General features: G+C 39.1%; 26 protein-coding genes. 6 read left to right on the forward strand and 20 right to left on the reverse strand.

Annotated features, from left to right (window positions below; genetic code table 11):
• Positions 1 to 12: 12 nt before the first annotated feature.
• Positions 13 to 2,475 carry a ligase-associated DNA damage response DEXH box helicase gene (locus tag E4661_RS09945; protein ID WP_136466858.1) on the reverse strand — a complete coding sequence of 821 codons (2,463 nt, stop codon included), beginning with the start codon at positions 2,473 to 2,475 and terminating at the stop codon, positions 13 to 15.
• 113 nt (positions 2,476 to 2,588) lie between these two features.
• Between E4661_RS09945 and E4661_RS09950 the strand changes: the two genes are divergently transcribed.
• A complete protein-coding gene (locus E4661_RS09950) occupies positions 2,589 to 3,011 on the forward strand; it encodes a tellurite resistance TerB family protein (RefSeq protein WP_136466860.1) in 423 nt (140 codons plus the stop codon).
• A 2-nt stretch (positions 3,012 to 3,013) separates the two neighbouring features.
• Here E4661_RS09950 and fbp read toward each other — a convergent pair whose 3' ends face one another.
• Positions 3,014 to 4,015: a class 1 fructose-bisphosphatase gene (gene fbp / locus E4661_RS09955; protein ID WP_136466862.1), complete on the reverse strand. Its 1,002-nt coding sequence runs from the start codon at positions 4,013 to 4,015 to the stop codon at positions 3,014 to 3,016.
• 112 nt (positions 4,016 to 4,127) lie between these two features.
• On the opposite strand from fbp, the gene E4661_RS09960 reads away from it, so the two are divergent.
• From E4661_RS09960 to E4661_RS09970, 3 genes are all read left to right on the forward strand, one after another.
• The gene (locus tag E4661_RS09960) at positions 4,128 to 4,610 is read left to right on the forward strand and encodes a GNAT family N-acetyltransferase (protein ID WP_136466864.1); all 483 of its coding nucleotides are present in this window, start codon (positions 4,128 to 4,130) and stop codon (positions 4,608 to 4,610) included.
• A 27-nt stretch (positions 4,611 to 4,637) separates the two neighbouring features.
• The gene (locus tag E4661_RS09965; protein WP_136466866.1) at positions 4,638 to 5,888 is read left to right on the forward strand and encodes an aspartate kinase; all 1,251 of its coding nucleotides are present in this window, start codon (positions 4,638 to 4,640) and stop codon (positions 5,886 to 5,888) included.
• A gap of 78 nt (positions 5,889 to 5,966) precedes the next feature.
• Positions 5,967 to 7,784, forward strand: coding sequence for a GNAT family N-acyltransferase (locus E4661_RS09970; protein WP_136466868.1), 1,818 nt, complete (start codon positions 5,967 to 5,969; stop codon positions 7,782 to 7,784).
• A 15-nt stretch (positions 7,785 to 7,799) separates the two neighbouring features.
• Here the strand turns inward: E4661_RS09970 and E4661_RS09975 are convergent, their stop codons facing one another.
• From E4661_RS09975 to E4661_RS10060, 18 genes are all read right to left on the reverse strand, one after another.
• Positions 7,800 to 8,222, reverse strand: a complete 423-nt coding sequence (locus E4661_RS09975; RefSeq protein WP_205728940.1) for an arsenate reductase ArsC — start codon at positions 8,220 to 8,222, stop codon at positions 7,800 to 7,802.
• Between the two features lie 137 nt (positions 8,223 to 8,359).
• The gene (locus E4661_RS09980; protein ID WP_136466872.1) at positions 8,360 to 8,851 is read right to left on the reverse strand and encodes a GNAT family N-acetyltransferase; all 492 of its coding nucleotides are present in this window, start codon (positions 8,849 to 8,851) and stop codon (positions 8,360 to 8,362) included.
• Positions 8,852 to 8,861: 10 nt separating this feature from the next.
• Complete coding sequence (locus tag E4661_RS09985) at positions 8,862 to 9,359, reverse strand: DUF6428 family protein (RefSeq protein ID WP_240751449.1); 498 nt, start codon at positions 9,357 to 9,359, stop codon at positions 8,862 to 8,864.
• Between the two features lie 2 nt (positions 9,360 to 9,361).
• A complete protein-coding gene (locus E4661_RS09990) occupies positions 9,362 to 9,685 on the reverse strand; it encodes an ArsR/SmtB family transcription factor (protein WP_136466874.1) in 324 nt (107 codons plus the stop codon).
• Positions 9,686 to 9,771: 86 nt separating this feature from the next.
• Positions 9,772 to 10,152, reverse strand: a complete 381-nt coding sequence (locus E4661_RS09995; RefSeq protein WP_136466876.1) for a TM2 domain-containing protein — start codon at positions 10,150 to 10,152, stop codon at positions 9,772 to 9,774.
• 51 nt (positions 10,153 to 10,203) lie between these two features.
• The gene (locus E4661_RS10000) at positions 10,204 to 10,590 is read right to left on the reverse strand and encodes a VOC family protein (protein WP_136466878.1); all 387 of its coding nucleotides are present in this window, start codon (positions 10,588 to 10,590) and stop codon (positions 10,204 to 10,206) included.
• Between the two features lie 3 nt (positions 10,591 to 10,593).
• Positions 10,594 to 11,058 carry a DUF1801 domain-containing protein gene (locus E4661_RS10005; RefSeq protein WP_136466880.1) on the reverse strand — a complete coding sequence of 155 codons (465 nt, stop codon included), beginning with the start codon at positions 11,056 to 11,058 and terminating at the stop codon, positions 10,594 to 10,596.
• Between the two features lie 7 nt (positions 11,059 to 11,065).
• The gene (locus E4661_RS10010) at positions 11,066 to 11,572 is read right to left on the reverse strand and encodes a DUF4199 domain-containing protein (protein WP_136466882.1); all 507 of its coding nucleotides are present in this window, start codon (positions 11,570 to 11,572) and stop codon (positions 11,066 to 11,068) included.
• Between the two features lie 77 nt (positions 11,573 to 11,649).
• Entirely contained in the window at positions 11,650 to 12,066 is a 417-nt protein-coding gene (locus E4661_RS19625; RefSeq protein WP_136466885.1) for a response regulator transcription factor, read from the reverse strand.
• Positions 12,067 to 12,074: 8 nt separating this feature from the next.
• Complete coding sequence (locus E4661_RS10020; RefSeq protein WP_136466887.1) at positions 12,075 to 13,007, reverse strand: 2-hydroxyacid dehydrogenase; 933 nt, start codon at positions 13,005 to 13,007, stop codon at positions 12,075 to 12,077.
• A gap of 19 nt (positions 13,008 to 13,026) precedes the next feature.
• Entirely contained in the window at positions 13,027 to 13,392 is a 366-nt protein-coding gene (locus E4661_RS10025) for a cupin domain-containing protein (RefSeq protein WP_136466889.1), read from the reverse strand.
• Positions 13,393 to 13,402: 10 nt separating this feature from the next.
• Positions 13,403 to 14,755: a magnesium transporter gene (gene mgtE, locus E4661_RS10030; protein ID WP_136466892.1), complete on the reverse strand. Its 1,353-nt coding sequence runs from the start codon at positions 14,753 to 14,755 to the stop codon at positions 13,403 to 13,405.
• Positions 14,742 to 15,614, reverse strand: a complete 873-nt coding sequence (gene rsmA / locus E4661_RS10035; RefSeq protein ID WP_136466894.1) for a 16S rRNA (adenine(1518)-N(6)/adenine(1519)-N(6))-dimethyltransferase RsmA — start codon at positions 15,612 to 15,614, stop codon at positions 14,742 to 14,744. The genes mgtE and rsmA overlap by 14 nt, the downstream gene beginning before the upstream one ends.
• 29 nt (positions 15,615 to 15,643) lie before the next feature.
• Positions 15,644 to 15,946: a gamma-glutamylcyclotransferase family protein gene (locus E4661_RS10040; RefSeq protein ID WP_136466896.1), complete on the reverse strand. Its 303-nt coding sequence runs from the start codon at positions 15,944 to 15,946 to the stop codon at positions 15,644 to 15,646.
• Between the two features lie 2 nt (positions 15,947 to 15,948).
• A complete protein-coding gene (locus E4661_RS10045; protein ID WP_136466898.1) occupies positions 15,949 to 16,260 on the reverse strand; it encodes a DUF4286 family protein in 312 nt (103 codons plus the stop codon).
• A 36-nt stretch (positions 16,261 to 16,296) separates the two neighbouring features.
• Entirely contained in the window at positions 16,297 to 18,084 is a 1,788-nt protein-coding gene (locus tag E4661_RS10050; protein WP_136466899.1) for a tetratricopeptide repeat protein, read from the reverse strand.
• 71 nt (positions 18,085 to 18,155) lie between these two features.
• A complete protein-coding gene (serS, locus tag E4661_RS10055) occupies positions 18,156 to 19,427 on the reverse strand; it encodes a serine--tRNA ligase (RefSeq protein ID WP_136466901.1) in 1,272 nt (423 codons plus the stop codon).
• A gap of 142 nt (positions 19,428 to 19,569) precedes the next feature.
• Entirely contained in the window at positions 19,570 to 20,172 is a 603-nt protein-coding gene (locus E4661_RS10060; RefSeq protein ID WP_168796355.1) for an RNA polymerase sigma factor, read from the reverse strand.
• Positions 20,173 to 20,290: 118 nt separating this feature from the next.
• On the opposite strand from E4661_RS10060, the gene E4661_RS10065 reads away from it, so the two are divergent.
• Positions 20,291 to 21,466 (forward strand): FecR family protein, encoded by a 1,176-nt coding sequence (locus E4661_RS10065; protein ID WP_136466905.1) that lies wholly within the window; start codon positions 20,291 to 20,293, stop codon positions 21,464 to 21,466.
• Positions 21,467 to 21,587: 121 nt separating this feature from the next.
• Positions 21,588 to 25,163, forward strand: coding sequence for a TonB-dependent receptor (locus tag E4661_RS10070; RefSeq protein WP_136466907.1), 3,576 nt, complete (start codon positions 21,588 to 21,590; stop codon positions 25,161 to 25,163).
• Positions 25,164 to 25,169: the final 6 nt, after the last annotated feature.

Here is a 25,169-nt window from a genome sequence, read left to right on the forward strand (position 1 = left end):
CTTCTCTTCCAATTATTTTGTCAAAACCTTGGTCATCCGTTTAATGCGATCGGCCAATTTTTCATTGGATAGTTTTTCTCGAAGCCTATCAGTAATAATGGGAAATGAAAATGGGGTAGGGTTCTGGCATTTTTTCCAAATAATCTCTTGTTGGGCAATGCGTTCCAAAGCCAGTCGAAGACGGCCTTCCTCAAGCTGGTGCTCAAAGGTCTCGGTAAAGGCCTGTTGGTAGAGCAAATTGTCGTCCTCAAAATCCTTGAACACATCAAAAAGCAATTGTGAACTGCTTTGCAGGTGTTTCATTTTGACTCCTTTTTCGGGATAACCGGTAAATACCATGCCACTGATAACAGCAATATCCCTGAACTTACGACGCGCCATCTCGTTGGAATTCAAACTTTTTTGAAGATCACTCAACATATATTCTGGAGTGAACAAGTCATTGTCCAACACCGCTTGAATATCAATCTCCTTATCTGAAAGCAGTTCAAACCCATAATCATTAAAGGCAAGAGAACAGGTTATGGGTGAGAGCAAACTTATCCGATAAGCCAGTAAGCTGCTCATGCCCTCATGGATAGCTCGACCTTCAAAGGGATAAAAAATATGGTGGTAGCCATCGTTTGTTTTAAAAGTTTCAATCAAAAATTGATCGGGCACGGGTACAATGCTCTCTTCACGCTGTTTGGAGAACATAGGTTGTAAAGACTGAATTTCTGGAGATTGGGCTTTGAGTTGCAATTCAGCCGAATACAGTTCTTGTCGTAACAGTTCAGACATTTTTGCGGAAAAGCTCAAACGTCCTCCCATCCACGATGGGATTTTGTTACTGCGTTTAGATGAATTTTTGACCTGGGCGGTCATACCTTTGATACGGATAAATTCAAGATTCCGTCCGGCAAAAGTGAACACATCACCGGGAGACAATTTTGAGATAAAGGATTCCTCAATCGTGCCAATGTATCCTCCTTTTTGATAGCGAACCGATAGGCTGGCATCGCCGACAATGGTTCCAATCTGAAAGCGATGCCTTCGGGCTATGGCCAAGTTGTTTACTTTGAACTTTCCATCGGGTTCCACTTCCACTTTTTTGTATTCGTCGTAGGTCTTGAGACTTTGACTGCCCATCACCAAAAAATTCAAAAGCCATTGCCAAGTTTCTTCCGTAAGGGTTTGATAACAAAAGGTGTTTTTTACTTCTTGATAAATTTCGTCCGGATAAAACCCATCCGAAACGGCAAGCGTGATTAAATATTGAATGAGTACATCGTAGCTGTTCAGGTATGGAATTCTATCCTCAACCGCAGCATTCAACACTGCTTTTTGCATAGCCGAAGCTTCTATAAGCTCCATGGCATGGGTGGGCAAAAAGTAGATGATACTTTCTTTGCCTGGTCGGTGCCCGCTTCGCCCAGCACGTTGTAAAAAACGGGCAACACCCTTGGGACCTCCAATTTGCACCACGGTTTCCACCGGGGCAAAATCCACACCCAAATCCAAACTGGAGGTGCAGACCACTGCTGTTAAACTTTCATTCCGAATGGCCTGCTCCACCCAAAGTCGGGTATCCTTGTTGATGCTACCATGGTGCATGGCAATTTCCCCGGCATATTCCGGGTGTTTCTCCAATATTTTTTGAAACCAGATTTCGCACTGTCCCCGGGTATTGGTGAACAGCAGCGTGGTCTTACTATTATTTATAATAGGAACAACTTCTTCCAACAGATGCAGACCCAAATGTCCGCGCCATGGAAAGGTTTCCATCTGTTCGGGAATGATACTTTTTACCGTAATTTTTTTATTGAGATTGGCTTTGACCAATATCGAATTTTCAAGTTCTAAAGAAGTGGGTCCCAACAATACTTCACGCGCCTGTTCCAAGTTGCCGATGGTAGCTGAAATTCCCCAGATGCGTAAATTTTTACAAATAGTCTTTAATCGTGACAGTCCGAGTTCCATCTGCACCCCTCTTTTAGAACCCAAAAGTTCATGCCATTCATCCACCACTATGGCCGAGCAATTCTTAAAAACTTTGTCGTAGCCTTTGGAGGAGAGCAAAAGCTGAAGGCTTTCAGGAGTTGTGATCAACAAATCGGGCATGCTTTTTTTCTGCTTGGCCCTTTCAGATGTAGTGGTATCTCCAGTACGAATCCCAACGGTCATTTGGGTTTCCAGATCTTGGGTTATCCATTCAGCAGATTGTTTGATTTCTTGGGAAAGTGCCCGTAACGGGGTTATCCAAATAGCCTTGAGTCCTTTTTTGTGTTTGGTTTTATAATCGGGATTGTTTTTGAGGTAGTTCAGTACAATCGGGAACCAAAGTGCATAGGTCTTTCCACTACCCGTTGGAGCATTGAGCAAACCGTGTTTACCATCCAGAAAAGCTTTCCAAGTTTCTTTTTGAAATGGGAAGGGTTTCCAATCTTGCTGATGGAACCAATTTTCGGCGATATGGAAAAGTTCGGATTGTCGCAGTGGAACAATATTGAAAAGTTAGATAGCGAAATGAAAATTACAAATTTCTTTTGGTCATAATTTTACAATCCTTTCTACATTAAGAATTATATTTGCCGAACAAATTTTTACACATGCCCATTTTAGATTTATACGAGCACGGAGAACAACGTAAAAACTTGGCTCATTTTGCCACTTTGGCCACTTTGGCCGCTTCGGACGGGATCATTACCGAAGAAGAGAAGGCCATCCTTGATAAGTTTGCCTTTAAACTGAACATTACCGATTCAGAATATAAAGAGGTGATGAAAAAGGAGAACAAATATCCGATTGAAACTCCGCATAGCGGTGAAAAACGTTTAATGCGTTTGTTCGATTTTTTTAGAATGGCATTTGCTGACCGTAATATTGATGCGGACCAAGAAAGGCTAATCGAGAAATATGCGATTGGTTTGGGTTATTCTCCAGAGGATGCAGTAGAAATCATCAAAAAATCTTTTGATATTTTCTGCGGAAATATCGCTTTTGAGGATTTTCAATATCTACTTAAAAAGTAGGTCTAGGATTTCATAAATTCTTCTGCTTTTTCCACCATTTTTTTACTGCCACAGAAAAAGGGAACACGTTCATGTAATTCCGTGGGCTGGATTTCCATGATTCGCTGGTACCCGTCACTGGCCTTCCCATTTGCTTGTTCTGCCAAAAAAGCCATCGGATTGCATTCGTAAAGTAAACGCAACTTTCCTTTTTGCGCCTTACTACTCTTTGGGTACATATAAATTCCCCCTTTTATCATATTTCGATGAAAATCGGAAACCAAAGAACCTATGTATCGCGAGGTATAAGGTCTATCACCTTCCTCTTTTTGACAATATTTAATATAATCCTTTACCCCTTGCGGAAAGTGGATATAATTCCCCTCATTCACGGAATAGATCTTCCCGGTTTCTGGGAATTGCATATTGGGGTGCGACAAATAAAAGGTTCCAATGGCCGGATTTAATGTAAACCCATTCACGCCATGCCCCGTGGTATAGACCAACATAGTTGAAGTGCCATAAATAATGTATCCGGCTGCCACTTGATTTTTTCCAGGCTGAAGAAAATCTTCAAGGGTTACCGGAGTGCCGACTGGGGTTATTCTGCGATAGATGGAAAAAATGGTTCCAACGGAAACATTCACATCGATATTTGATGACCCGTCCAAAGGATCGATCAGCACTACATATTTATTTTGATGGTTTTCATCCAGACTGTTAATGGTGATATAATCGTCTTCCTCCTCAGAGGCAATTCCACAAACGATTTCCCGATTCTTTAGGGTTTGAATGAATTTTTCATTCGCCAATACATCCAGTTTTTGCTGATTTTCACCTTGAATATTGGTGTCACCCGCAGTTCCTAGGATATCCACCAGACCTGCTTTGTTCACTTCATGATTGACTACTTTAGCGGCCAATCGTATGGCATTTATCAATTTGGAAAGCTCTCCGGTTGAATACTGGAACTCGGTCTGGTTTTCAATAATAAATTCACCAAGGGTCTGGTTCTTGTGAGACATGAATGTAGGCTGTTTTATTTGAGGGCAAATATCGTGTATTTTGTGATACTATATCGTTTTCGTTACGATAAAGATTTGGATATTTATAACTTTGAGTTTTATTTGTAACAATATGGAATATGTAATCAGAGATGCTCGAAAAGAGGACATGGGTCAGGTTTTAGGCTTGATCAAAGAACTGGCCGAGTTTGAAAAAGAACCCAACGCCGTGGAGGTAATCAGGGAAGATTTGGAAAATGATGGTTTCGGGGAAAGCAAGCTGTTCCATTGCTTCGTGGCGGAACATGAAGAGCAAATTGTGGGTCTTGCATTGATCTATCCAAGATATTCCACATGGAAAGGGGCCACAGTGCATTTAGAGGATTTAATAGTTTCCCAAAAAATGAGAGGAAGCGGTTTAGGGACCGCACTCTTGAATGAGGTGGTCAAGTATGGGCATTCGTTGGGAGTCAAAAGAATTTCTTGGGAAGTATTGGATTGGAACGAACCCGCTATTACATTTTATGAGAAAAAAGGAGCCTGGGTTAGACGTGATTGGGATGTGGTTCAACTTGACGAAAAAGGAATTGAAAATTATATCGAAAAATTAAACTAGCCAATTGGCTGATTATAGAAGAAATTAATGAGAGTTTTTAAGTTTGGAGGAGCATCGGTAAAAGATGCAGAGGCAGTTCGCAATGTGGTGAAAGTATTGCAAGAGGTGGGTCATGAAGACACATTTGTTGTGATTTCAGCCATGGGTAAGACCACTAATGCCATGGAGAAGGTGGTAGCTGCCTATTTTAATGATAAATCTGTCCTTACTGCCGCGATTCAAGAAGTTGTTGAATATCATGAAAACATACTTGCAGACCTATTTGATGAAAAGAACCATCCGGTCCATTCTAGGGTAAAATTACTTTTTGAAGAGGTCAAAGGCTTTCTGGCATGGAATAAATCGCCCAAATATGCCTTTGTTTATGATCAAGTAGTAGGATATGGCGAATTGGTCTCCACCACCATTATAAGTGAATACCTTAATGAAGTGGAGATTCCGAATGTTTGGCAAGATGTCAGAAGCTTGATCAAGACGGACAACAACTATCGAGATGCTACTGTAAATTGGGAACGTACCCAAAGTGAGGTGTCGGCAAAGGTAGATATGTCCAAACTTAACATTTCTCAAGGGTTTTTAGCAAGTGACGATAACAACTTTACAACTACGCTAGGCAGGGAAGGTTCGGATTACACAGCAGCCATTTTGGCCTACTGCCTGAATGCAAATTCTGTAACCATATGGAAGGACGTGCCCGGAGTATTGAATGCGGACCCAAGGAATTTTGAGGAGACACAGCTATTGGATAAAATTTCCTATCGGGAAGCAATTGAGCTTGCATTTTATGGCGCTTCCGTAATCCACCCGAAAACACTTCAACCATTACAGCGCAAAGAAATTCCACTACATGTAAAGTCATTTATAAATCCAAAAGGAAAGGGAACTACTGTGTGCAAAGGTGTCGGAATTTCTCCTGAAGTACCTTGCTTTATTGTTAAAAAGGATCAAGTATTGCTAAAACTATCATCACTTGATTTTTCTTTTATTGTTGAAAACAACATCAGTGATATTTTTAAACTTTTCCATGATCATCGAATGAAGGTAGATCTTATTCAAAATTCGGCCATTAGTTTTTCGGTTTGTTTGGATAACAAGTTCAATGGCCTGCAACCCATGTTGAACGAATTACAAAAAAGGTTCAAGGTGGTATGCCATGAAGATGTTTCCCTCTACACTATTCGACATTTTGATGACAATGCCGTTAAATCCCTACAAAACGGAAGATCAGTATTGGTGGAACAGCGTGGAAAGGAAACCGTGCAGTTGGTGGTAAAATAAAAACGTTAGGCATTTTTAAGCTAGAAAATCCCAGAATTGGGATTTTTCTATCTTTACATTTACCTAATTTATATTTTTATGGGGCTGGTTTCCGCCAAAGAAGTTGCAAAGGTCATAAATCTAGATAAATACGGGTTTTTGGGCACCTTTGTTGGATGGCTTTTAATGGTCGCCACCAAGATTACTACCATCAACCGATTTTATAATAAGAACAAATCCCTTCCTGGAACGGAGTTTTTAGAGGAGATACTTGACCATTATGAAATTGATTTTGAAATTCCCGAAGAAGATTTAAAACGACTCCCTAAATCGGGGCCTTACATTACCATTAGCAATCATCCTCTTGGAGGTATCGATGGGGTTTTGTTGTTAAAACTGATGCTTCAGCAACGTGAGGATTTTAAGATCATAGCCAATTTTTTGCTGCACAGAATAGAGCCGTTGAAGCCTTTTATAATGCCTGTGAATCCTTTTGAGAACCATAAGGATGCCAAAAGCAGCATAATGGGATTTAAAAATGCACTTTTACATTTAAAAGAAGGACACCCCTTGGGGATATTTCCGGCCGGAGAGGTTTCCACCTATAAAGATGGAAAATTGGTAGTGGATAAGCCTTGGGAAGAAGCGGCACTCAAATTAATTCGGAAAGCGGAAGTGCCTGTAGTACCCATTTATTTTCATGCCAGAAATAGTAGACTCTTTTATCGCCTATCAAAAATCAACGATGTTTTCAGAACGGCCAAGTTGCCATCCGAATTGACATCGCAAAGTAGCAGACCCATTAAGGTCAGAATTGGGCAACCCATATCTGTTAAAGCGCAACAGGAAGAACCTACCTTGGAATCGTTTACTGAACTACTACGCAAAAAGACATACCTGTTAGCCAATGTGTTCGAAAAAGAGCGTTTAATTGATATGGTTCCGACTACTTTAAAGATTCCAAAACCTCCAAAGAAAATTGCTTCTGCCGTAAGTCCTGAGGTCTTGCAGGGTGAGATTGATAAACTCCGGGAAAAGGATTGTCGCATGTTGCAGAGCAAAAACTATGAAGTGTTTTTAGCCCAGCAATCAGATATGCCATTCATTCTGAACGAAATTGGACGTCAGCGCGAAATAACTTTTCGTGAGGTAGGTGAAGGAACCAACAACTCCATTGATTTGGACGAGTTTGATACTTATTATCATCACCTGTTTTTGTGGGATAATGATGGCCAATGTATTGTGGGAGCGTATCGTATGGGTCTGGGAGCTCAGATATTCAAAGATTATGGCATAGATGGATTTTACCTTCAGGATTTGTTTCGATTTGAACCTGAATTATATGGAATGATGGAGAAATCCATTGAAATGGGAAGAGCCTATATTATGAAAGAATATCAGCAGAAACCCATGCCCTTATTTCTACTATGGAAGGGCATTGTGCATACTACATTGAGACATCCAGAGCACAAATATTTAATAGGTGGGGTGAGCATCAGTAATCAGTTTTCCAATTTTTCGAAATCACTAATGATAGAATTTATGAAGTCGAACTATTGGGATCCTTATGTAGCACAATACGTAAGACCGAAGAAAGAGTTCAAGGTAAAATTGAAGGATGCCGACAAGGAATTTATTTTTGATGAAACCCAGGCCGATCTGAACAAGTTTGACAAGTTGATTAGTGAGGTAGAGACCGGAAGTCTAAGATTACCCGTATTGATAAAAAAATACATCAAACAAAATGCAAAAGTGGTTGCCTTTAACGTAGACCCGCTTTTTAACAATTCAGTGGATGGGTTGATGTACATAAAAATTGCGGACCTGCCAGAGAGTACGGTAAAACCGGTGATGGAGGAGTTCCAGGCCGAACTGGAAAGAAAAATGGCAGAAGGGAACGCCCCAACTGCCATTTAAAATATCTAGATTCAATTAATTTACCAGTTCTTCTTTTACAAAGTCATGGCAAAACTCTTTAATTTCATTTCTAGTCTTTAAAAAAGCTGCATGCTTTACCTCTGTGGCTCCAGAAACTTTTGATGGGTCGAAAAAGTTTTGGTGGATACGCTGCGCATTTTGGGCCGGAATAAAAGGACAATTTTCCTTGGCATGATCACAAACTGTGATAATATAGTCCCAATCAATTCCTTCATACTCATCAACGTGATTGGATGTATGAGTAGAAATATCGATTCCATCCTCTTTCATAATGGAAACAGCTCCTGAGTTTAGACCATGGGTTTCTATACCTGCGCTATAAACATTGGCCAAAGAATCTTGAAGATGTTCCAGGTATCCATGCGCCATTTGACTACGACAAGAATTTCCAGTGCAAAGCACCAATACGTTTTTCATCTGTTTAATTTTTTTTTGATTTCTGAATATTCAAAAAGAAATTGAATACATTCAGGAACGCACATAAATTTTAATCATTTGTTTGAATTTGAAATGATAAAAATTCATGTTTGTTTCATTTTTCGATTTTTAAGTGTTTAATTTATTCCGACTTTAGTACTTCTTTTTTCAAACAAAAGATTGTCTTTCCATACACCGTTGAGCTTTCCTACTCTTTCACGCATACCTATGAAACGAAATCCAGCTTTTTTATGCAGTGCTACGCTTCCTTCGTTTTCTGGAAAAATGCCAGATTGAAGCGTCCAGAACCCCGCAGTTTCACTTGCTTTAACCAAGTGGTTCAACAATTGCTTACCCACGCCCTTACCTCGTTGATTGGAATCCACATAAACGCTGACCTCTCCAACACCTCCGTAAACACATCGGCTAGAAACAGGTGACAGAGCAGCCCAGCCCAGTATTTTTCCGTTTTCTTCGGCTACCAAACGGCATTGGGAAACATGGGCCTGATTCCAATCCTCATAACTTGGGGACTGCTGCTCAAAAGTGGCAACACCAGTATCAATACCTTCCTGATATATTCTGGAAACCTGTTCCCAATCGGATGTGATCATGTCCCTGATTTGCATGGCTAACTGTTTAACAGCATCCAGTATTTGGATTGCAACCCGTGGCGGTTGTTGCCATTTCGGGTTGCTCGTTTTGAGCCACTCCACAGGTCTCCTTGGCTTTACAGTCCGTTTTTTTGACAGATAGCTTAAAAAGCAGTGAATCTCCATCTAAATTATAATCGCTTACAAATAGCTGAGCGGTATGAAAATCAGCATTGCTATATTCGAATTTGACCTCAGCTTCCTCAGTCATCGGCTTTATTTTGTTTACCTTATTCAAAATAGCCAAGGCCTTGTATACAGACATATAATCTCTTTTCCCTATTTCTTTTGGGCTTTCCCAAAGCTGTATTACAGTTTCTTTCCAAAAATCCGTACCGCTGCCACAGTCTATGGAATCAATGGTGGTGTTTTTTACCTCGGTAATATGATAATTTGCACCTACTAGTTTACCTTCTTCATATTCAAACAATAGACTTTTGTCTTGGTGCTGCTTTAGTACTGATAAAAATTCTGATGTATTCATAATCAACAACAATTAAAATTAATATTGGAAAAGAACATTTGGAAAGATTGTTGTAATTCTTGCCAACGCTCTTCGTTTATACAGTAGCATAGGTTTTTACCTTCGAAAGTACCTTTTAGAAGACCTATTTTTTTGATTTCGTTCAAATGTTGGGAGATGGTGGGCTGGGCAAGACCAATTTCGTCAACCAGATCATTGCAAATACAACCTTCTTGCTTACTTATATATTCTAAAATGGCAATCCGAGCAGGGTGTGCCAAAACTTTGGCAACTTGGGCAAGGTCATTTTGCCTTTCGGTAAACATGTGTGTTTTTGTTACTCCCATGGTACAAAGATAAATAAAAATTTAATATTGCAATATTACGATAATATTAATAAATAAAAAGCCAGAGTAAATCTCTGGCCTATTTTTTAGAACCAAGGCTTCTTGCCCACTTGGTAAGTATTGTAAAATTCCTCATCTGATTTGGTGAGGTAAATAATGCCCTCAATTAAACCGATTATACTTGGAATCCAAACAAAAAGTAGCCCTATCCCAACACACACAAGTATGTATGAAACTATTGATACGCCAAGTAAAATAAAACCCTCTTTATTATACCCAAGCATAAACTTGTGTATGCCCAGACCGCCGAGGATAATGGCTAAAATTCCGGCCAATATTTTTTTGTTGTCACCTCCAGCACCTTTTATGCCATCGGCAAATTCTTTCGCAGTTTCCTTTGCTTCTTCAGCAAAATCGTTTGCGGCTTCTTTGGCTTTATCGCCTAAATCTATTTCTTCTTCGGACATGGTAATGTTTGTTGGTTAATATTAAATCTAAATGTACAAATAATTTGATATCTATTGAAAAGCTTTATCAACAGGTTCCCAAAGTTCAATTTTATTGCCTTCTGGATCCATTACCCATCCAAATTTACCATAATCATATTCCTCTATCTCCCCAACAATAGTGATACCTTCTTCTTTTAGGGTTGCCAAAAGCTCAACTAAATTTTCCACCCTGAAATTCATCATAAATTGTTTTTCACTGGGTTGAAAATAGGTGGTGTCATCCTTGAAAGGGCTCCATTGGGTCATACAATCGTTTCCTTCTTTATCCTTCCACCAAAAACTACAGCCGTATTGATCTACAGGAATACCTAAATGTTCTTTGTACCATTTTTTTATGTTGTCCGGATCCTTGGTCTTAAAGAAAAAACCTCCCAAACCAGTCACTCTGTTCTTCATCTGTTATTTTTTTCTGTTTTTTACATTCTTTTCGTAAAGTGCTATCCAAGATTCCGTGGTCATTTTTCGGCACAGTTCAGCGATAAGTTCATAAGGAATGGTTTCCGGTTTTTTAAAACGGATACAGCTCTTGCCCATATCCAGTTTAGTCTTTACATGTTTTGGATATTCACCTACGAACCAATCCAGAAGTTTTTTATCAGCATAAATTCCCGAATGGTACAAAGCCACAAAGTGTTTTTGTGAGGCAATGTTGATAAAAGGTAAAGGTAATTTCGGGTCACAGTGATATCCATCGGGATACAGACTGTGAGGAACCACATAACCTATCATTTTATAGCTGATACATTCCTCAAACCCTTTTGGTAAATTATCCCGTACTGTCTCACGCAATTTGGAAACAGCTTCTTTACGGTCTTCAGGTATTTTACTTATGTATTCATCAGGAGTGTTGGCATCTATTGTCATAGCGAAATTATTTTCGTTGTAAAATCAAAGCTGAAGTTAGCGAAATAATAAAGCCAATCACAAAAACGGTCATGGCCATAAGGGCAAAGGAGAACAAAGGGCTTGAAAACATCTTTTTTTGGGCCTCAATTCTTGCCAATTCCTTTTCAAACTCATCAGGAGGAAGCGCGTTTCTCATGCTTTCAACGGTATCGTTATAATATTCAACCATAAAATCTGGGTTCAATACTTCGGTATAAAAAACATCCAAAATACCGAATGCCAAGGCGGTGATGAGGCTTATCAATACTCCAATGGTCAATGCTTTTTTAAAACTGACTTTGCCTTGATTCTCTTTATCCCTAAAATGCTTGATTCCAAAAAAGACAAAGCTTAAAGAGAGCACCATGGATATATAGCCTAGAACTTCTTGCGTTGTGAACGATACATCGGCCAAAAGGAACCAGCTGATTAAAAATAGGATGCAAATGGTGACCGCACCGTAACTTCCAAATCGAATAACCGTTTTTTTCATATTGATAGGTTTAAAATATTGAAACAAAAGTGGTTGACCTTAAAGATTTGGCGGTCATACTAAAGTACCAAAATCAATTAAGGAAGAAGAATTTGAAGGTTTTTTGCCTTTTGTACGGCTTGTGTTCTTCGTTTTGCATCCAACTTTACCAATAAATTTGACACATGGGTTTTGATGGTGCTCTCTGAAACAAAAAGTTTATCTGCAATTTCCTTGTTGGACATTCCTTGGGAAATATGAACCAATACTTCATATTCCCTTTTACTGATACCCAATTTTTCAATTTTCTTAATATCTACGGTCAAGAGTGGCGGTTCTTTTTTGTGGAGAGATTTTTTGTTGGTATAGACTCCTACCACAAAAAATACAATGGCGATGATTGCAATAACTATTTCAGCAGAAACATTTCCTGATGTGTAGGAATACTTACTTAATTGGAAAAGCACCAGAAGCGCAATAACCAGTGCAGAAAAAACAAATATGGTCTTTTTCACCCTTAAATTTAGCAAAATCTATCTCGGATCTTGTCTACAATAGTCTGAGCTAGTTTTTCTTTGCTTTCCACTGTCCAACCCGCAACATGGGGGGTTAAAAGCACGTTTTTAGCTTTTCGAAGATATTTGAAGGCTTTGGGTTTTTGGACGAACATGTTCTCAAAAGATTTTTTTTCATATTCCAAAACATCCAGGCCGGCCCCCAAGACTTTTTCTGATTTAAGAGCCTCCACCAAATCTTTGGTGACCACACATTTGCCTCGAGCAGTGTTCAAAAGCCAAAAGGGCTTGTGAAATTTTTCGATAAATTCAGCATTTACCATACCAATCGTCAACTCTGTTTGGGGGACATGTAAACTGACGACATCCGATTTTTGTTGGAATTCCATGATTCCTACCTGACGAGCGTTTTCGTCTCCAACACCACCCACAATGTCATAGCAAATAACTTCAACATCAAAACCTCGGAGTTTTTTTGCAAAGGCTTTCCCCATGTTCCCATAACCGATAATTCCCACAGTTTTGCCATCCAATTCAATACCGCGGTTGCCTTCTCTGTCCCATTTTCCTTTTTTGACCTCTCGGTTCGCCTTGGTCATTTTGTTCATAAGGGATAGCAGCATGCCCAGAGCGTGTTCTCCAACAGCATTTCGGTTACCTTCGGGCGCAGAAGCCAAAAATATGCCTTTGTGTTTGGCATAATCGGTGTCAATGTTTTCTAATCCGGCACCAACCCTTCCAATAAATTTCAGATTAACCGCCTTATCCAGAAACTGTTTATCTAAGGTAAAGCGGCTACGAATGATGACCCCATCGTACAAATGGATTTTGTTTTCTATCTGCTCTTTTGAGGATTGGTAATCTTCGTCATTTTCAAACCCCAAATTGGAAAGCTGTTCCAAGAGTAGGGGATGATTCGTGTCTAAATGGAGAACTTTCATCCGCTAAATATACAATTCCTTATATTTTAGGGTAGACGGTTTGTGTCATTTCATGTTCGACCTTACCTGTATGGGCCGTACTGAGCTTTTCAAAAAGTAATAGATGTACCTCTTCATCGTCTTTGGTAGAAGGGCAATGTTCCACTCCTTTTGGCACCACAATAATTTCACCTTCATTAACCACTTCCGTCCGGTCACGGAATTTCATATATAACGTTCCTTTCAAAACTTGGAACAATTCATCCTCATTTTCATGCGAATGCCATACAAACTCTCCTTTGATTTTTGCAAGAATTACTTGCATATCGTCTACCGTGGCTATCTGGTGCGGATGCCATTGTTTGGAAAAAAGTTGATGCTTTTCTTTTAGGTTGATGGGTTTCATGTACAAAAGATTATATGCCCAAAATAAGTTTGGCTATCCAGAAATAAATCAAGATTCCAAAAATATCATTGCTTGTTGTGATGAACGGCCCTGTAGCAATAGCGGGATCAATACCTCTTTTGTCCAAGAAAAGTGGGATGAATGTGCCTATGATGCCAGCAACGATGATAACTGCTACCAAAGAAACAGATATTGCAAGAGCTGTTGGAAAATCGCCTTTCCAGATATAAGTAAAGCCAAGAAGCAAGATGGCCAAAATTAGACCGTTGAGTAAGGCCAAAAACATTTCTTTAATAAGGCGATTGCTGATGCTTCCCTTTAGGTCATCATTGGCAAGTCCTTGTACTATAATGGCACTAGACTGAACCCCTACATTACCGGCCATTGCAGCAATCAAAGGGGTGAAGAACAGTATTTCCGGTGCCTTATTCACAATAGTCTCAAAGCTGCCCATGATTAGGGCGGCTCCTAAGCCTCCAAAAAGCCCCAAGATCAACCAAGGGAGTCGAGCTCTTGTAAGCTCCCAGATACTATCATCAGCTTCAACATCTTGAGAGATACCTGCCGCTAGTTGGTAGTCTTTATCTGCCTCTTCCTTGATGACATCTACAATATCATCAATGGTAATTCGACCTACGAGTCTACCGATTTCGTCCACTACCGGAATCGCCTCTAAATCGTATTTTGACATGATTTTGGCAACTTCTTCTGATTTTTCATTAACATTAACGGAATCCACTTTAGGGATATACACATCTTTGATGTGCGTTTTTGTTGATGTGGTCAAAAGATCTTTTAGTGAAAGCCTTCCTTTGAGTTTTTCCTCATCGTCCACCACATATATGGAGTGGACACGCGTTACGTTTTCAGCTTGGGCACGCATCTCCTTAACGCAAGTGAGTACATTCCAATTTTCGTTGACCTTTACCAGTTCCTTTGCCATGAGTCCACCTGCTGAATCCTCATCATACCGCAAAAGATCTACAATGTCCTTGGCGTGCTCTTTATCCTCTATTTCGGAAATAACCTCCTGTACAATCTCTTTAGGGAGTTCGTTGACAATATCGGCAGCATCATCGGTATCCAATTCTTCAAGTTCCCCGGCAATTTCTTTGATTGAAAGATTGTTCAGAACTGCCTCTCGAATATCCTCATCCATTTCGGCAAGAATGTCGGAAGTCTTCTCACTCTCAAGAAGCTTAATAAGATAGGTGGCCTCGTCTACTTTAAGTTCATCGGCGATTTCGGCTATATCCGCATAATGAAATTCCTTCATCATAGCCCTAAGGTCACCGTTTTTGTTTTCGGCGATCATCTGCTTAATGTCGGAAATAAGCTCGTCTGTGAGTTTAAACGGGATCATTGGCTATCTTTTGTGTCAGCCCTACAAAGTCGGCAACACTAAGCTGCTCTGGGCGACGGTCAAAGATAGTATCTTCTTTTAGATTTTGGGACAGGTTGAATGTTTTAAGACTGTTGCGAATGGTCTTACGCCTTTGGTTGAAGGCAAGTTTTACCACTTTGAAGAACAAATGCTCATCACAAGGTAACTTTATATCCTTCTTTCGAGTCAATCGTAGAACGCCGGATTGCACTTTCGGTGGTGGATCAAAAACGTTTGGAGGAACCGTAAACAAGTATTCGGCATCATAAAATGCCTGAGCCAGAACGGACAAAATCCCGTAGGTTTTACTTCCTGGCTTTTCACAAATACGTTGCGCCACTTCTTTTTGGAACATACCTGAAAATTCTGGCACCTGTTGTCTCATCTCCAACATTTTAAAGACAATCTGGCTAGAGATGTTGTACGGAAAGTTTCCGGTTATGGCAAACTGCTCATCCCCATATAATTGTTTAAGATTGAACTTTAAAAAATCGGCTTCGATGATGTTCAGTCTATTGTTTTTTTCCAAAATGGCCGGGTGTTCCAACCTGAAACTGTGATTTAAGTAGACTATGGACTCTTCATCAAGATCCATAGCGACCAAGTCCAGATTTCTTTGTAAAAGATGCTTAGTGAGCACTCCCATGCCCGGGCCAATCTCTATGACATTTTGATACCCGTTGAGCGAAAGGGTGTCGGCTATTTTTTTGGCGATGGTCTCGTCTTTTAAAAAATGCTGCCCAAGGTGCTTTTTTGCTTTTACAGAGCCATCGGTATTGCCACTTTTGGTTTTGGAAAACTTACCGGGAGCAAGTTTCTTTTTGTTTTTTTTAGACATTGGAGCGATTACCTAGTTTAATATGGGCTTTAGACATACACCCATGCCAAAGAACCGGATTTTAGAGTCGTCTTGATTCTTTTTGTTTCAAATTGTTTTTCATATTCATCCAAATTGAAAAGATCATAGAAAGAAATCCTGTATAAGGTGCCGGACACTTCACTATTATCTTTTTTGGATTTGGCAAGATATGGACCAACATTGTTTTTTTCTATGGTTTTGAAACCAGGTAGTTTGTCCTTTTTCCCATTGAGTTGCCGTCCCAATACTTGCATTTGTCTTTCTTTGGTTTGAAGGTCACAATAGCAGAAATAGTTTTGGGTTCGTCTCATACTCAAAAAGTTTTAATTACCTCCAATTCAGTTCTAAAAGCTACGAATTTATCTGCAAAAAGCCTTAATCCGTCATTTCTGAGTCTTTCAGCATCTTCCTGATAATAAGATTCCAATGTTTCACGATTCTTAGTGGTATATTGAATGGAGTAGGTTACACCTCCCATTTCTTCTTCTACCAAAACCTTTGCCATTTTGGCTTCGGTGAATTTTTTGGTAGCCAACATGTCGGGAATATGCTTATCACGCATCCAGGACAACCATTTTTCATGAACGCTTTCGTCTATGTTTATGGTAACATTGTATATGAGCATTGCAACTTTGTTTTTGCTCTTCAAAGAAACGAAGAATTAGTTGATCGCATCACCTCTTAATCGCCGGAAATGCTTTCTGGCTTTTGGGAAATAATAACTGTCTTGATAGTTGTAGAGGATTTTTTCGTAATGTTCTTTAGCCTTTTCGGAATCATCCATTTTGGTTCGATAGAGTTCACCTAATGCAAAATGTGCATCATCGGCCAAAATGCCATCAGCATAAAATTCCACTATCTTTTTATAATTGAACTCTGCATCGGAATAGGCCTTTTTAGCTTCCAGCAATTCTGCTTGCTTCAGAAGCGCTTCATCTTCAATTTTTTCTCCCTTATGGTTTTGCAGAATATCTTCCAAGGCATCAATGGCCTCTTCATTTTTATTTTGATAGGCCAACAGATCGGCACGAGCATATTTTTTAAGTGCGGTTTGTGTGGAATCTTCCAAAGAATTGTCCGAAATCAATAAACTAAGTTGCATTGCATCATTGGCGATCAATTGCGAAGTTGAGCTGCGTAGAACTTTTAATTGGGTCAACGCCCAATCAAAGTCACCTTTATAAAAGCTGGTCTGTGCTACCTTGAAACGGGCATCTTGCCCCAACACATCGTTTTTTAAACTTTTTTGAACCTGGGTGAAATAAATCAAAGCTTGATTAAACTTTTGGTCGAACACCAAAATATCGCCTAAAGCCAATTTCACATAAGCTTTGACTGTTCTGCCCATGGGAAGTTCCAAGCTTTTCTTTAGCATTGAAATTGCAGGCTGGGGATTTTCTCTTTTAAAGGTCAAGAAATTGGCATATGCAATCTGCAATTGCAGTGTTCGGCTTTGATTGCCGTATTCATTTACCAATTCTTTGAACTGTCTTTCAACGTTATCTAGTTTTTTATTATTGGTTTCAACAAGCTCAATATCTATTAAGTTGAGTTCTGCATTTAATCTGGTAACAGGGACATTGCTGTTTTCAACGATGAATTCAAAAATTGAAGTAGCAGATTCATAATCCTTTTCTTCCAAAGCAATTTGTCCTAGGCTGTTGAGTCTGTCCATTGATGAACTTTCCGTACGCTTATATATGGCCTTTTCTTGATTAAATGCGCTACCGTATTGCTTTTGTTGGACAAAAAGCCAACTCAACAACTCATTCCATACGATATCAGGGTTTTTCTGGGCATTTTTCAATAATACTTTTCTGAGTAATATGTTATTTGGGTTAGATGGTTCTTCGGAAATAAAGTCATCTATACTTCTCAGAATGTTAGAGCGTGATGTTCTTCCATCTACAATCAAATTCAGGTAAGCTTGGTACATTTTTTCAATGTTGCCCTGTTCTCCATAGATTCGTGCCAATTGAAAGTCATAATTCAAATCGGGCTTTAGTTCCATTGCCCTGGTATATGCTTGGATTGCATAATCAAGTAGTGCATATTTTTGGAATCGATAACCTATACTATAGCCGAAATTTGGATTTTCTTCTATTTTTTGAAGGGCTTTGTTATAATAGGTCGTTGATTGTTGAGATTGGTCTTGCAATGTGTAGTTATAGCCCAATTCTATATAAAACGTGGGGAAGGCATACGTTTCATTGATCTTTTTTAGAAGAAAGGTTTCAGTGTCGGTATATCGTTCCAATTGTTGATAGCAGGCTACCAAACCTTCAGAATAATCTGTTCGTCTAGGATTCTTCTTTACTAAGTTTTCATAAAAGATGACGGCTTTTTCATAATTCCCATCATTGAAGTATTGTTTAGCCAAGAAGTCCTCCTGCGCTTGAATGGGGATTTGATATAAAATAAATGAAATAAGAAATAAAAGAAACCTCAATCCGCTGTTTTATTTCAAATATAACGTAGAAAAGTACTGGATTCTGTTAAGTGAATCCAAATAAATCTACCCTAGTTGATCACGTCGAACCCACAATAAGGAACTAATACCTCTGGAATCTTAATGCCATCTGGAGTTTGATAATTCTCCAATATGCCGGCCAAAACCCTTGGGAGTGCAAGAGCGCTTCCGTTTAATGTGTGGGCTAATTGACTTTTTCCATTCTCATCCTTAAAACGAAGTTTTAGCCTATTGGCTTGAAAGGTTTCGAAATTGGAAACAGAGCTGATTTCAAGCCATCTGTCTTGAGCTGTTGAAAAAACTTCGAAGTCATAGGTAAGAGCTGAAGTAAACCCTAGATCTCCACCGCAGAGTCGTAAAATTCGATACGGTAGTTTTAAATCTCTCAAAATGTTCTTGACATGTTCTACCATTTCGTCCAAAGCCTTATAAGACTTATCCGGATGCTCTATCCGAACCACTTCAACCTTATCAAACTGGTGTAACCTATTCAATCCTCTAACATGGGCACCATAACTTCCCGCTTCTCTTCTGAAACATGGAGTGTAGCCAGTATACTTGATTGGGAAATTATCTTGGGGAACAATATCTCCTCTGTGTAAGTTGGTGATAGGAACTTCGGCTGTTGGAATAAGATAAAGATCATCTGCCTGAACATGATACATTTGGCCTTCTTTGTCGGGTAGTTGCCCTGTGCCATAACCAGAGGCTTCATTAACCATATGTGGTGGCTGAACTTCCAAATATCCTGCCTCGGTATTCTTGTCTAGGAAGTAAGAGATCAATGCGCGTTGCAAGCGAGCACCTTTTCCTTTATATACTGGAAAACCAGCTCCTGTAACCTTTACTCCAAGTTCAAAATCAATGATATCATACTTTTTTGCCAATTCCCAATGGGGTAAAGCACCTTCCACAAGTTGAGGAATATCTCCTTCACGAAAAACCTCTTCATTGTCCTCATCCGTACTTCCATCTGGTACAGATTCATGGGGGATATTGGGAACTTGATAGAGTTGTTCCTGTAAGGCTTCGGCGGTAGCATTTAGCTCTTCGGCCAGTTGCTTTGCAGCTTCTTTTAATCCCGCCGTTTGAGCTTTTAATACATTGGCTTCTTGAGCTTTTCCTGATTTAAAAAGCATCCCGATTTCCTTTGATAATTTATTGGATTCAGCCAAGGTGCTATCGAGTTCGGTTTGAACAGCACGTCTTTTCTCATCCAAATCAAGTATCGCCGAAAGGATGGGTTCGGCATCAATGTTTCTTTTTGAAAGAGCCTTGATGAACCCCTCTTTGTTTTCACGAATTTTATGAAGCTGTAGCATTGATTTTTATTTAAGCTGCAAATTTAGGGTATCTTATGAATTTACGGCACAGCCAACCAATACATTAAAGCAAAAAGGGAATTAAATCTTGGTTTTACTCGAGTAATGGGTGTGGTTCGTTGTCCAACTTAAGATAAAGAAGTCATGGTTTTGCTAAACAGTTTTCTTTTTTGAATAAGTTTTTAAACAATAAAACAAAAAACTTAGGAGAGTTATGATATATAGTTTCCCTTAATTGTTTTAAAGCTCGGCTGATATGTTTTTCCACCGTCTTTTCGGAAAGGTTAAGTTCTTCGGCAATTTCCTTGTATTTGTAGCCCTCCTTTTTATTGAGCAAAAATACTCTTTTACGCTTTTCAGGTAATTGGTCTATGGCTGCTTCCAGAAGCTTGACTTTTTCTTTCAAAATGTCTGCATCCAAATCGACCATATGATCTAAAATTTCCTGTTTTAATTCCAGCAGCATTTTTTCCTTTTGCTTCAATTTGCCTTTCTCCTTGACAAATTCGTTGAAGGTTGCTCTGTATAAATAACTTTTTAGAGAGGATGTAATTTCAATTTTATCCCTTTTTACCCAAATTTTGAGCAATACGTTTTGAACAATGTCCTCTGCCTGATGTAGGTCATGCGTCAAAGTGTGGCAGTATTGCACCAAATTCTCATAATGGAGATCATAGAGATTTTTATACGCTATTTCGTCGCCTCTTTGTAATCCAATTGTCAATATTTCTTTTTCTATGGGCAATTTTTTGAATGAAGTCAGTTTGTGATATGCCTAGTAAGATAGACAAATATTAAAAAAAGTTTAAAAAAAGTGTAGGGTAATTATTGAATTGTAGGTCATAGTGGTATATATCGTCCGCATGACAGACAGAAAACTGGAAATTTTATTACGAAATTATAATAGGGGAAATTTGACCGAAAAAGAATTAAATCTTCTATTTGAAGCACTTTCAGATGAAAAAAACAGGAAAAACTACAAACAATTAACGGAGGTCGAATATCTGCTGTCTGTCAAGTATGCAAATGTTGATTCCAAAAAAGCGTATCAAGATTTTCTACAACAAAAGTTGCTTCAACAAAAGAGATTGCATACGATAAAGAGAAGAAATGCTTTCATGAAGTATGCGGCCATTTTCCTATGTCTTATTGGTTTGGGCTATTTTGTTTGGTTAAACAATGGGATGGGATCTTCCATAGAATCTAAACTTCAAATCGAAGAACACGATATAACCTTGCAATTAGAGAATGGAGAAATAAGGGTAATAAAGGAAGATGGTGGTTCTCAAATAGTGGATAAGCAAGGACGAATCTTGGCAGAACAAGACGGATATGGAATAGTTTATGGAGATAATCAAAACATCAATAAGCTTGTCTACAATGAACTACATGTTCCTTTTGGCAAAAAGTTTCGTATAGAGCTTTCCGATGGCACTACGGTTCATTTGAATTCTGGATCCATGCTAAAATATCCGGTAAAATTTATAGCTGGTAACAATCGTGATGTATATATAAAGGGAGAAGCGTTTTTTGAAGTAGCTGAAGACAAGGAGAGCCCTTTCACCGTACATGCGGGTGATGTAAATGTTAGGGTCTTGGGGACGAGTTTTAATGTTTCTTCTTATGAAGAGGACCTGAGCGTAAATACGGTTTTAGTTTCAGGTCACGTCGGGTTATATAATTCTTCAACTGGATATGATCAAGTTACATCTTTTGACATTCAACCTGAGCAAATGGGGATATGGGATAAAAATGACAAGGAGTTCACCTCAAAAAAGGTAGATGCCGAGATTTATACCGCTTGGATAAATGGTAAACTCATTTTTAGGGATTTGCCATTTAGGGTCATCCGCAAAAAATTAGAAAGGCACTATAATGTTTCAATAATCAATTCAGACGAAGTGTTTGATGAAAATACGTTTAGTGGAGCTTTTGATATTGAAAGCATTGAAGAAGTCTTGGAGACTTTCCATAGAAACTTTGGAATTCAATATGAGATAATTGACAATAAAGTAATTATAAAATCTAAAACTGAATAGCCTATGCAAAATAACTGACCAATCAACCAAAATTTAATTAGAAGAAAGAAGGGGAATGCTCGCAACACTCCCCCTACAATGACGTTCGATTAAAAATAACCAAACAAAGCAATACAAAAGTATGAAAAAACCAACTGTTCTTGGGGGGCTGATTTTTCCCCTCAAGTTTGATCTTAAGATGAAATTAACCACAATTCTCATATTAGCGGTTTTTTTTCAGATCAATGCAAGTACTTATTCACAAAGTACACGAATTTCCCTTGATCTTGAGCAAGTGGCATTGGAAGATGCCTTGGATGAGATAGAATCATTGACAGAGTTCAAGTTTTTTATTGATACCCAAAAGATAAATGTAGAAAGAAGGGTGACCTTTAAGGGAAAGAATGCGAAAATAGACAGGGTTCTTAGAAAAATATTTCAAGGAACCGATATTGTCTATGAGATTTTCAATAAACAGATTATTTTAAGAAGGGAGGTATCAAAAGTATCTACCTCAGTTATGGGAGTGCAACTGGTGGATGAAAACAATGCTCCCCAATTTACAGTTACGGGGACGATTGTTGATGAGCAAGGGGTTCCGTTAGCAGGAGCCAATGTAGTTGAAAAGGGCACCGTTAATGGTACGCAAGCTGATTTTGATGGTAATTTTACATTAAATGTAGCTGATGGAAACGCCATCTTGGTGTTCTCTTATTTAGGTTTTGCGACTCAGGAAGTGGGAGTTAATAATAGGACTTCGTTGACCATAAACATGCAAGAAGATGCGGCAGGTTTGGATGAAGTTGTTGTGGTAGGTTTCGGTACACAAAAGAAAAGGAGTGTGGTTGGATCTGTCTCTTCTGTTACAGCATCTGATCTTAAAATTCCTTCGAGTAACTTAACTACGGCATTGGCTGGGAGGGTCGCAGGTGTTATTTCTTTCCAAAGAAGCGGTGAGCCTGGAGCGGATAACGCCCAATTCTTTGTTAGAGGGGCTACTACGTTTGCGTTAGGAGCAAGCCCTTTAATTTTAATTGATGGTGTAGAGTTCTCAGCAGATGATCTAGCTCGTTTGCATCCTGACGATATTGCTTCGTTTTCGATTTTAAAGGATGCGACCACTACCGCAGTTTATGGAGCACGGGGGGCGAATGGTATTATTTATGTGACGACGAAAATAGGGGTAGTGGGTAAACCAAAATTTTCTTTACGTTACGAAAATTCGCTGAATTTCAACACCCAACTTCCAAAATTTGCAGACCCCATAACGTATATGCGTTTGGCCAACGAAGCTTCAAGAACAAGAAATCCCCTAGCGGAGGTACCATTCTCAGAAGAACGTATTACTAATGTGCAAAGTGGTCTAAACACTAATGTTTTTCCACAAACAAACTGGCAAGAAAAACTGATTAGGGATTTTGGCTTGAGCAAGCGTTTTAATTTTAACGTTCGTGGAGGTGGAGAAGTGGCACAATATTATGTGACTGCGGCATATACCAATGATAAAGGAGTTCTGGTGGATGATCCGTCCGGGGCAGCTGACAATAATGTGAATTTAGATCGTTTTGTGGTTAGGTCCAATGTAAGTGTTAATCTAACAAAGACTACTAAGGCAACTATTAGATTGCAATCATCGTTAGATCGCTCAACAGGTCCAAGTGTGCCTGGTGGCGGGTCACCAGGTGCTAACGTTTTTGCACGAACGTTGCTGGCTAGTCCGGTAAGGTTTCCGGCAGTATACGATACCGATGAAGCCAATGTGAACAACCCTGCCACTTTATTTGGTAACCAGCGAGTTACCAACGTTCCTGGCGCAGCAGGAGATGCATTTTATATCAACCCTTTTGCTGAACTGGTTAGTGGATTTAGGCGGGCCAGTACAGCCGCTACCTTATTGCAAATAGAACTTAATCAGGATTTGTCCGGTATTACAGAAGGATTAAGCATGCGCTTTTTAGGGAATTCCAACAGAAATTCTAGCTTTTTTAATACAAGACAATCCATTCCATTTTGGTTTTTTGCTTCAGAAGATAATTATGACAGAGTCAATGATACATATTTTCTGACAAGACTAAACCCGAACGAGGGAAGTCGTGTCCTAGAGTTTAATGAAGGAACACGTAATGTTTCCAATGTTCTATATGGGGAATTTGCATTAAACTATGCGAGAACTTTTAATGACAAACATGAGTTAAGCGGTACTATTGTGGGTATAGGCAGGGAATTGATTGATGGTAATGCTAATACGTTGCAGTTATCATTACCAAGTAGAAATATTGGCGTTTCTGGCCGTATAACCTACGGTCTGAACAATAAATATTTTGCAGAGTTTGGCTTTGGCTACAACGGCTCAGAACGATTTTCTGAAGGAAGACGTTTTGGTTTTTTCCCATCTGCCGGTGCAGGTTGGACAATTTCTGAAGAACCTTTCTTTAAAAAATTGTCCAATACCATTAACTTTCTTAAGTTGAGAGGCTCTTATGGTGTAGTTGGAAATGATGCCATTGGTGATAGAAATGATCGTTTTTTCTATCTTTCAGAAATTTTCTCCGAAAATGACCTGAGAGATGGTGAGGACCTTCCAGCTTACATATTTGGAAGGGACTTAGATAACGCGGTAACCGGATTTGGAATCAGGCGTTATGAAAACAGAAATATTTTATGGGAAGTTGGTAAAAAACTTAATCTTGGATTTGATGCAAGTTTATTCAATAATGCCCTAAATATCCAAGCGGATTATTTCACGGAAACAAGGGAGGATATCCTTATTAACAGAAGGCCTCCATTGAGTCTGGGGCTGCAAGCGGTTACTAGGGCCAATCTAGGGGTAGCCAAAACCAAAGGTTTTGACGGCTCAATAGATGCCAATTTCAATATAAACAATGATTGGTGGCTTACGGCAAGGGTTAATTTTACCTATTCAAACGGTAGAATAACACAATTTGAAGAAGATAACTTTGCGGATCGAAATGCACCATTCCGTTCTATTATTGGCTCTAAGATCAATCAGCAGTTCGGTTTTATTGCTGAACGCTTGTTTATTGATGATGAAGATGTAAGGAATTCTCCGGCTCAAATATTTAACAACGTAAATGCCATTGCCGGCGATATAAAATATAAAGACATCAATCAAGATGGTGAAATAAACACCTTGGATTTGGTGCCTATAGGAAAACCCACAGTTCCACAGATTACCTATGGTTTCGGTTTCTCTATGGGATACAAAAAATTTGATTTATCGGCATTCTTCCAAGGAATCGGAGAAACATCACTTTTTTTAGACGCTAGGGCGTTAGCGCCTTTTGGTAATGTCACTTTTGATGATAATCCCTTCATTGGAGAAACGCCGATTCTTAAGGCATTTGCCGATAGCCATTGGTCAGAGGATAATAGGGATTTATTTGCTACTTACCCAAGATTGGATAATGGCGTAACACCGAATAATGCCCCTTTAGATCAAAATGATAATTTAATCCAAAGCACCTGGTGGTTAAGAGATGGTGCTTTTATGAGGTTAAAACAATTAGAATTGGGCTATACGTTAGACACGGAAAAACACAAAAACTTCTTTGGAATGGAGTCGTTTAGAATATACTTGGCAGGAACTAACCTACTAAAATGGAGCAAGTTTAAGCTGTGGGATCCTGAAGTTGGGGGTAATGGCTTTGGTTACCCACTTCAAAAGGTGTTTAATCTAGGTATATTGGCTAACTTTTAATAAAAA

The sequence above is a fragment of the Flagellimonas onchidii genome (assembly GCF_004804315.1).
Taxonomy (GTDB): domain Bacteria; phylum Bacteroidota; class Bacteroidia; order Flavobacteriales; family Flavobacteriaceae; genus Flagellimonas; species Flagellimonas onchidii.

Coding starts and splice junctions, on each gene's coding strand:
- E4661_RS09995 (WP_136466876.1), bottom strand. CDS start 10,152: ATGTCCGAAGAAGAAATAGATTTAGGCGATAAAGCCAAAGAAGCCGCA.
- mgtE (WP_136466892.1), bottom strand. CDS start 14,755: ATGATCCCGTTTAAACTCACAGACGAGCTTATTTCCGACATTAAGCAG.
- E4661_RS09980 (WP_136466872.1), bottom strand. CDS start 8,851: ATGCAAATCAGGGACATGATCACATCCGATTGGGAACAGGTTTCCAGA.
- E4661_RS10070 (WP_136466907.1), top strand. CDS start 21,588: ATGAAAAAACCAACTGTTCTTGGGGGGCTGATTTTTCCCCTCAAGTTT.
- E4661_RS10005 (WP_136466880.1), bottom strand. CDS start 11,058: ATGACAATAGATGCCAACACTCCTGATGAATACATAAGTAAAATACCT.
- E4661_RS09975 (WP_205728940.1), bottom strand. CDS start 8,222: ATGAAAAACGTATTGGTGCTTTGCACTGGAAATTCTTGTCGTAGTCAA.
- E4661_RS10020 (WP_136466887.1), bottom strand. CDS start 13,007: ATGAAAGTTCTCCATTTAGACACGAATCATCCCCTACTCTTGGAACAG.
- E4661_RS10045 (WP_136466898.1), bottom strand. CDS start 16,260: ATGCTCATATACAATGTTACCATAAACATAGACGAAAGCGTTCATGAA.
- E4661_RS09965 (WP_136466866.1), top strand. CDS start 4,638: ATGAGAGTTTTTAAGTTTGGAGGAGCATCGGTAAAAGATGCAGAGGCA.
- E4661_RS10010 (WP_136466882.1), bottom strand. CDS start 11,572: ATGAAAAAAACGGTTATTCGATTTGGAAGTTACGGTGCGGTCACCATT.
- serS (WP_136466901.1), bottom strand. CDS start 19,427: ATGCTACAGCTTCATAAAATTCGTGAAAACAAAGAGGGGTTCATCAAG.
- E4661_RS09950 (WP_136466860.1), top strand. CDS start 2,589: ATGCCCATTTTAGATTTATACGAGCACGGAGAACAACGTAAAAACTTG.
- E4661_RS09990 (WP_136466874.1), bottom strand. CDS start 9,685: ATGGGAGTAACAAAAACACACATGTTTACCGAAAGGCAAAATGACCTT.
- E4661_RS10000 (WP_136466878.1), bottom strand. CDS start 10,590: ATGAAGAACAGAGTGACTGGTTTGGGAGGTTTTTTCTTTAAGACCAAG.
- E4661_RS09985 (WP_240751449.1), bottom strand. CDS start 9,359: ATGAATACATCAGAATTTTTATCAGTACTAAAGCAGCACCAAGACAAA.
- E4661_RS09960 (WP_136466864.1), top strand. CDS start 4,128: ATGGAATATGTAATCAGAGATGCTCGAAAAGAGGACATGGGTCAGGTT.
- E4661_RS10025 (WP_136466889.1), bottom strand. CDS start 13,392: ATGAAACCCATCAACCTAAAAGAAAAGCATCAACTTTTTTCCAAACAA.
- fbp (WP_136466862.1), bottom strand. CDS start 4,015: ATGTCTCACAAGAACCAGACCCTTGGTGAATTTATTATTGAAAACCAG.
- E4661_RS09970 (WP_136466868.1), top strand. CDS start 5,967: ATGGGGCTGGTTTCCGCCAAAGAAGTTGCAAAGGTCATAAATCTAGAT.
- E4661_RS10065 (WP_136466905.1), top strand. CDS start 20,291: ATGACAGACAGAAAACTGGAAATTTTATTACGAAATTATAATAGGGGA.
- rsmA (WP_136466894.1), bottom strand. CDS start 15,614: ATGTCTAAAAAAAACAAAAAGAAACTTGCTCCCGGTAAGTTTTCCAAA.
- E4661_RS10040 (WP_136466896.1), bottom strand. CDS start 15,946: ATGAGACGAACCCAAAACTATTTCTGCTATTGTGACCTTCAAACCAAA.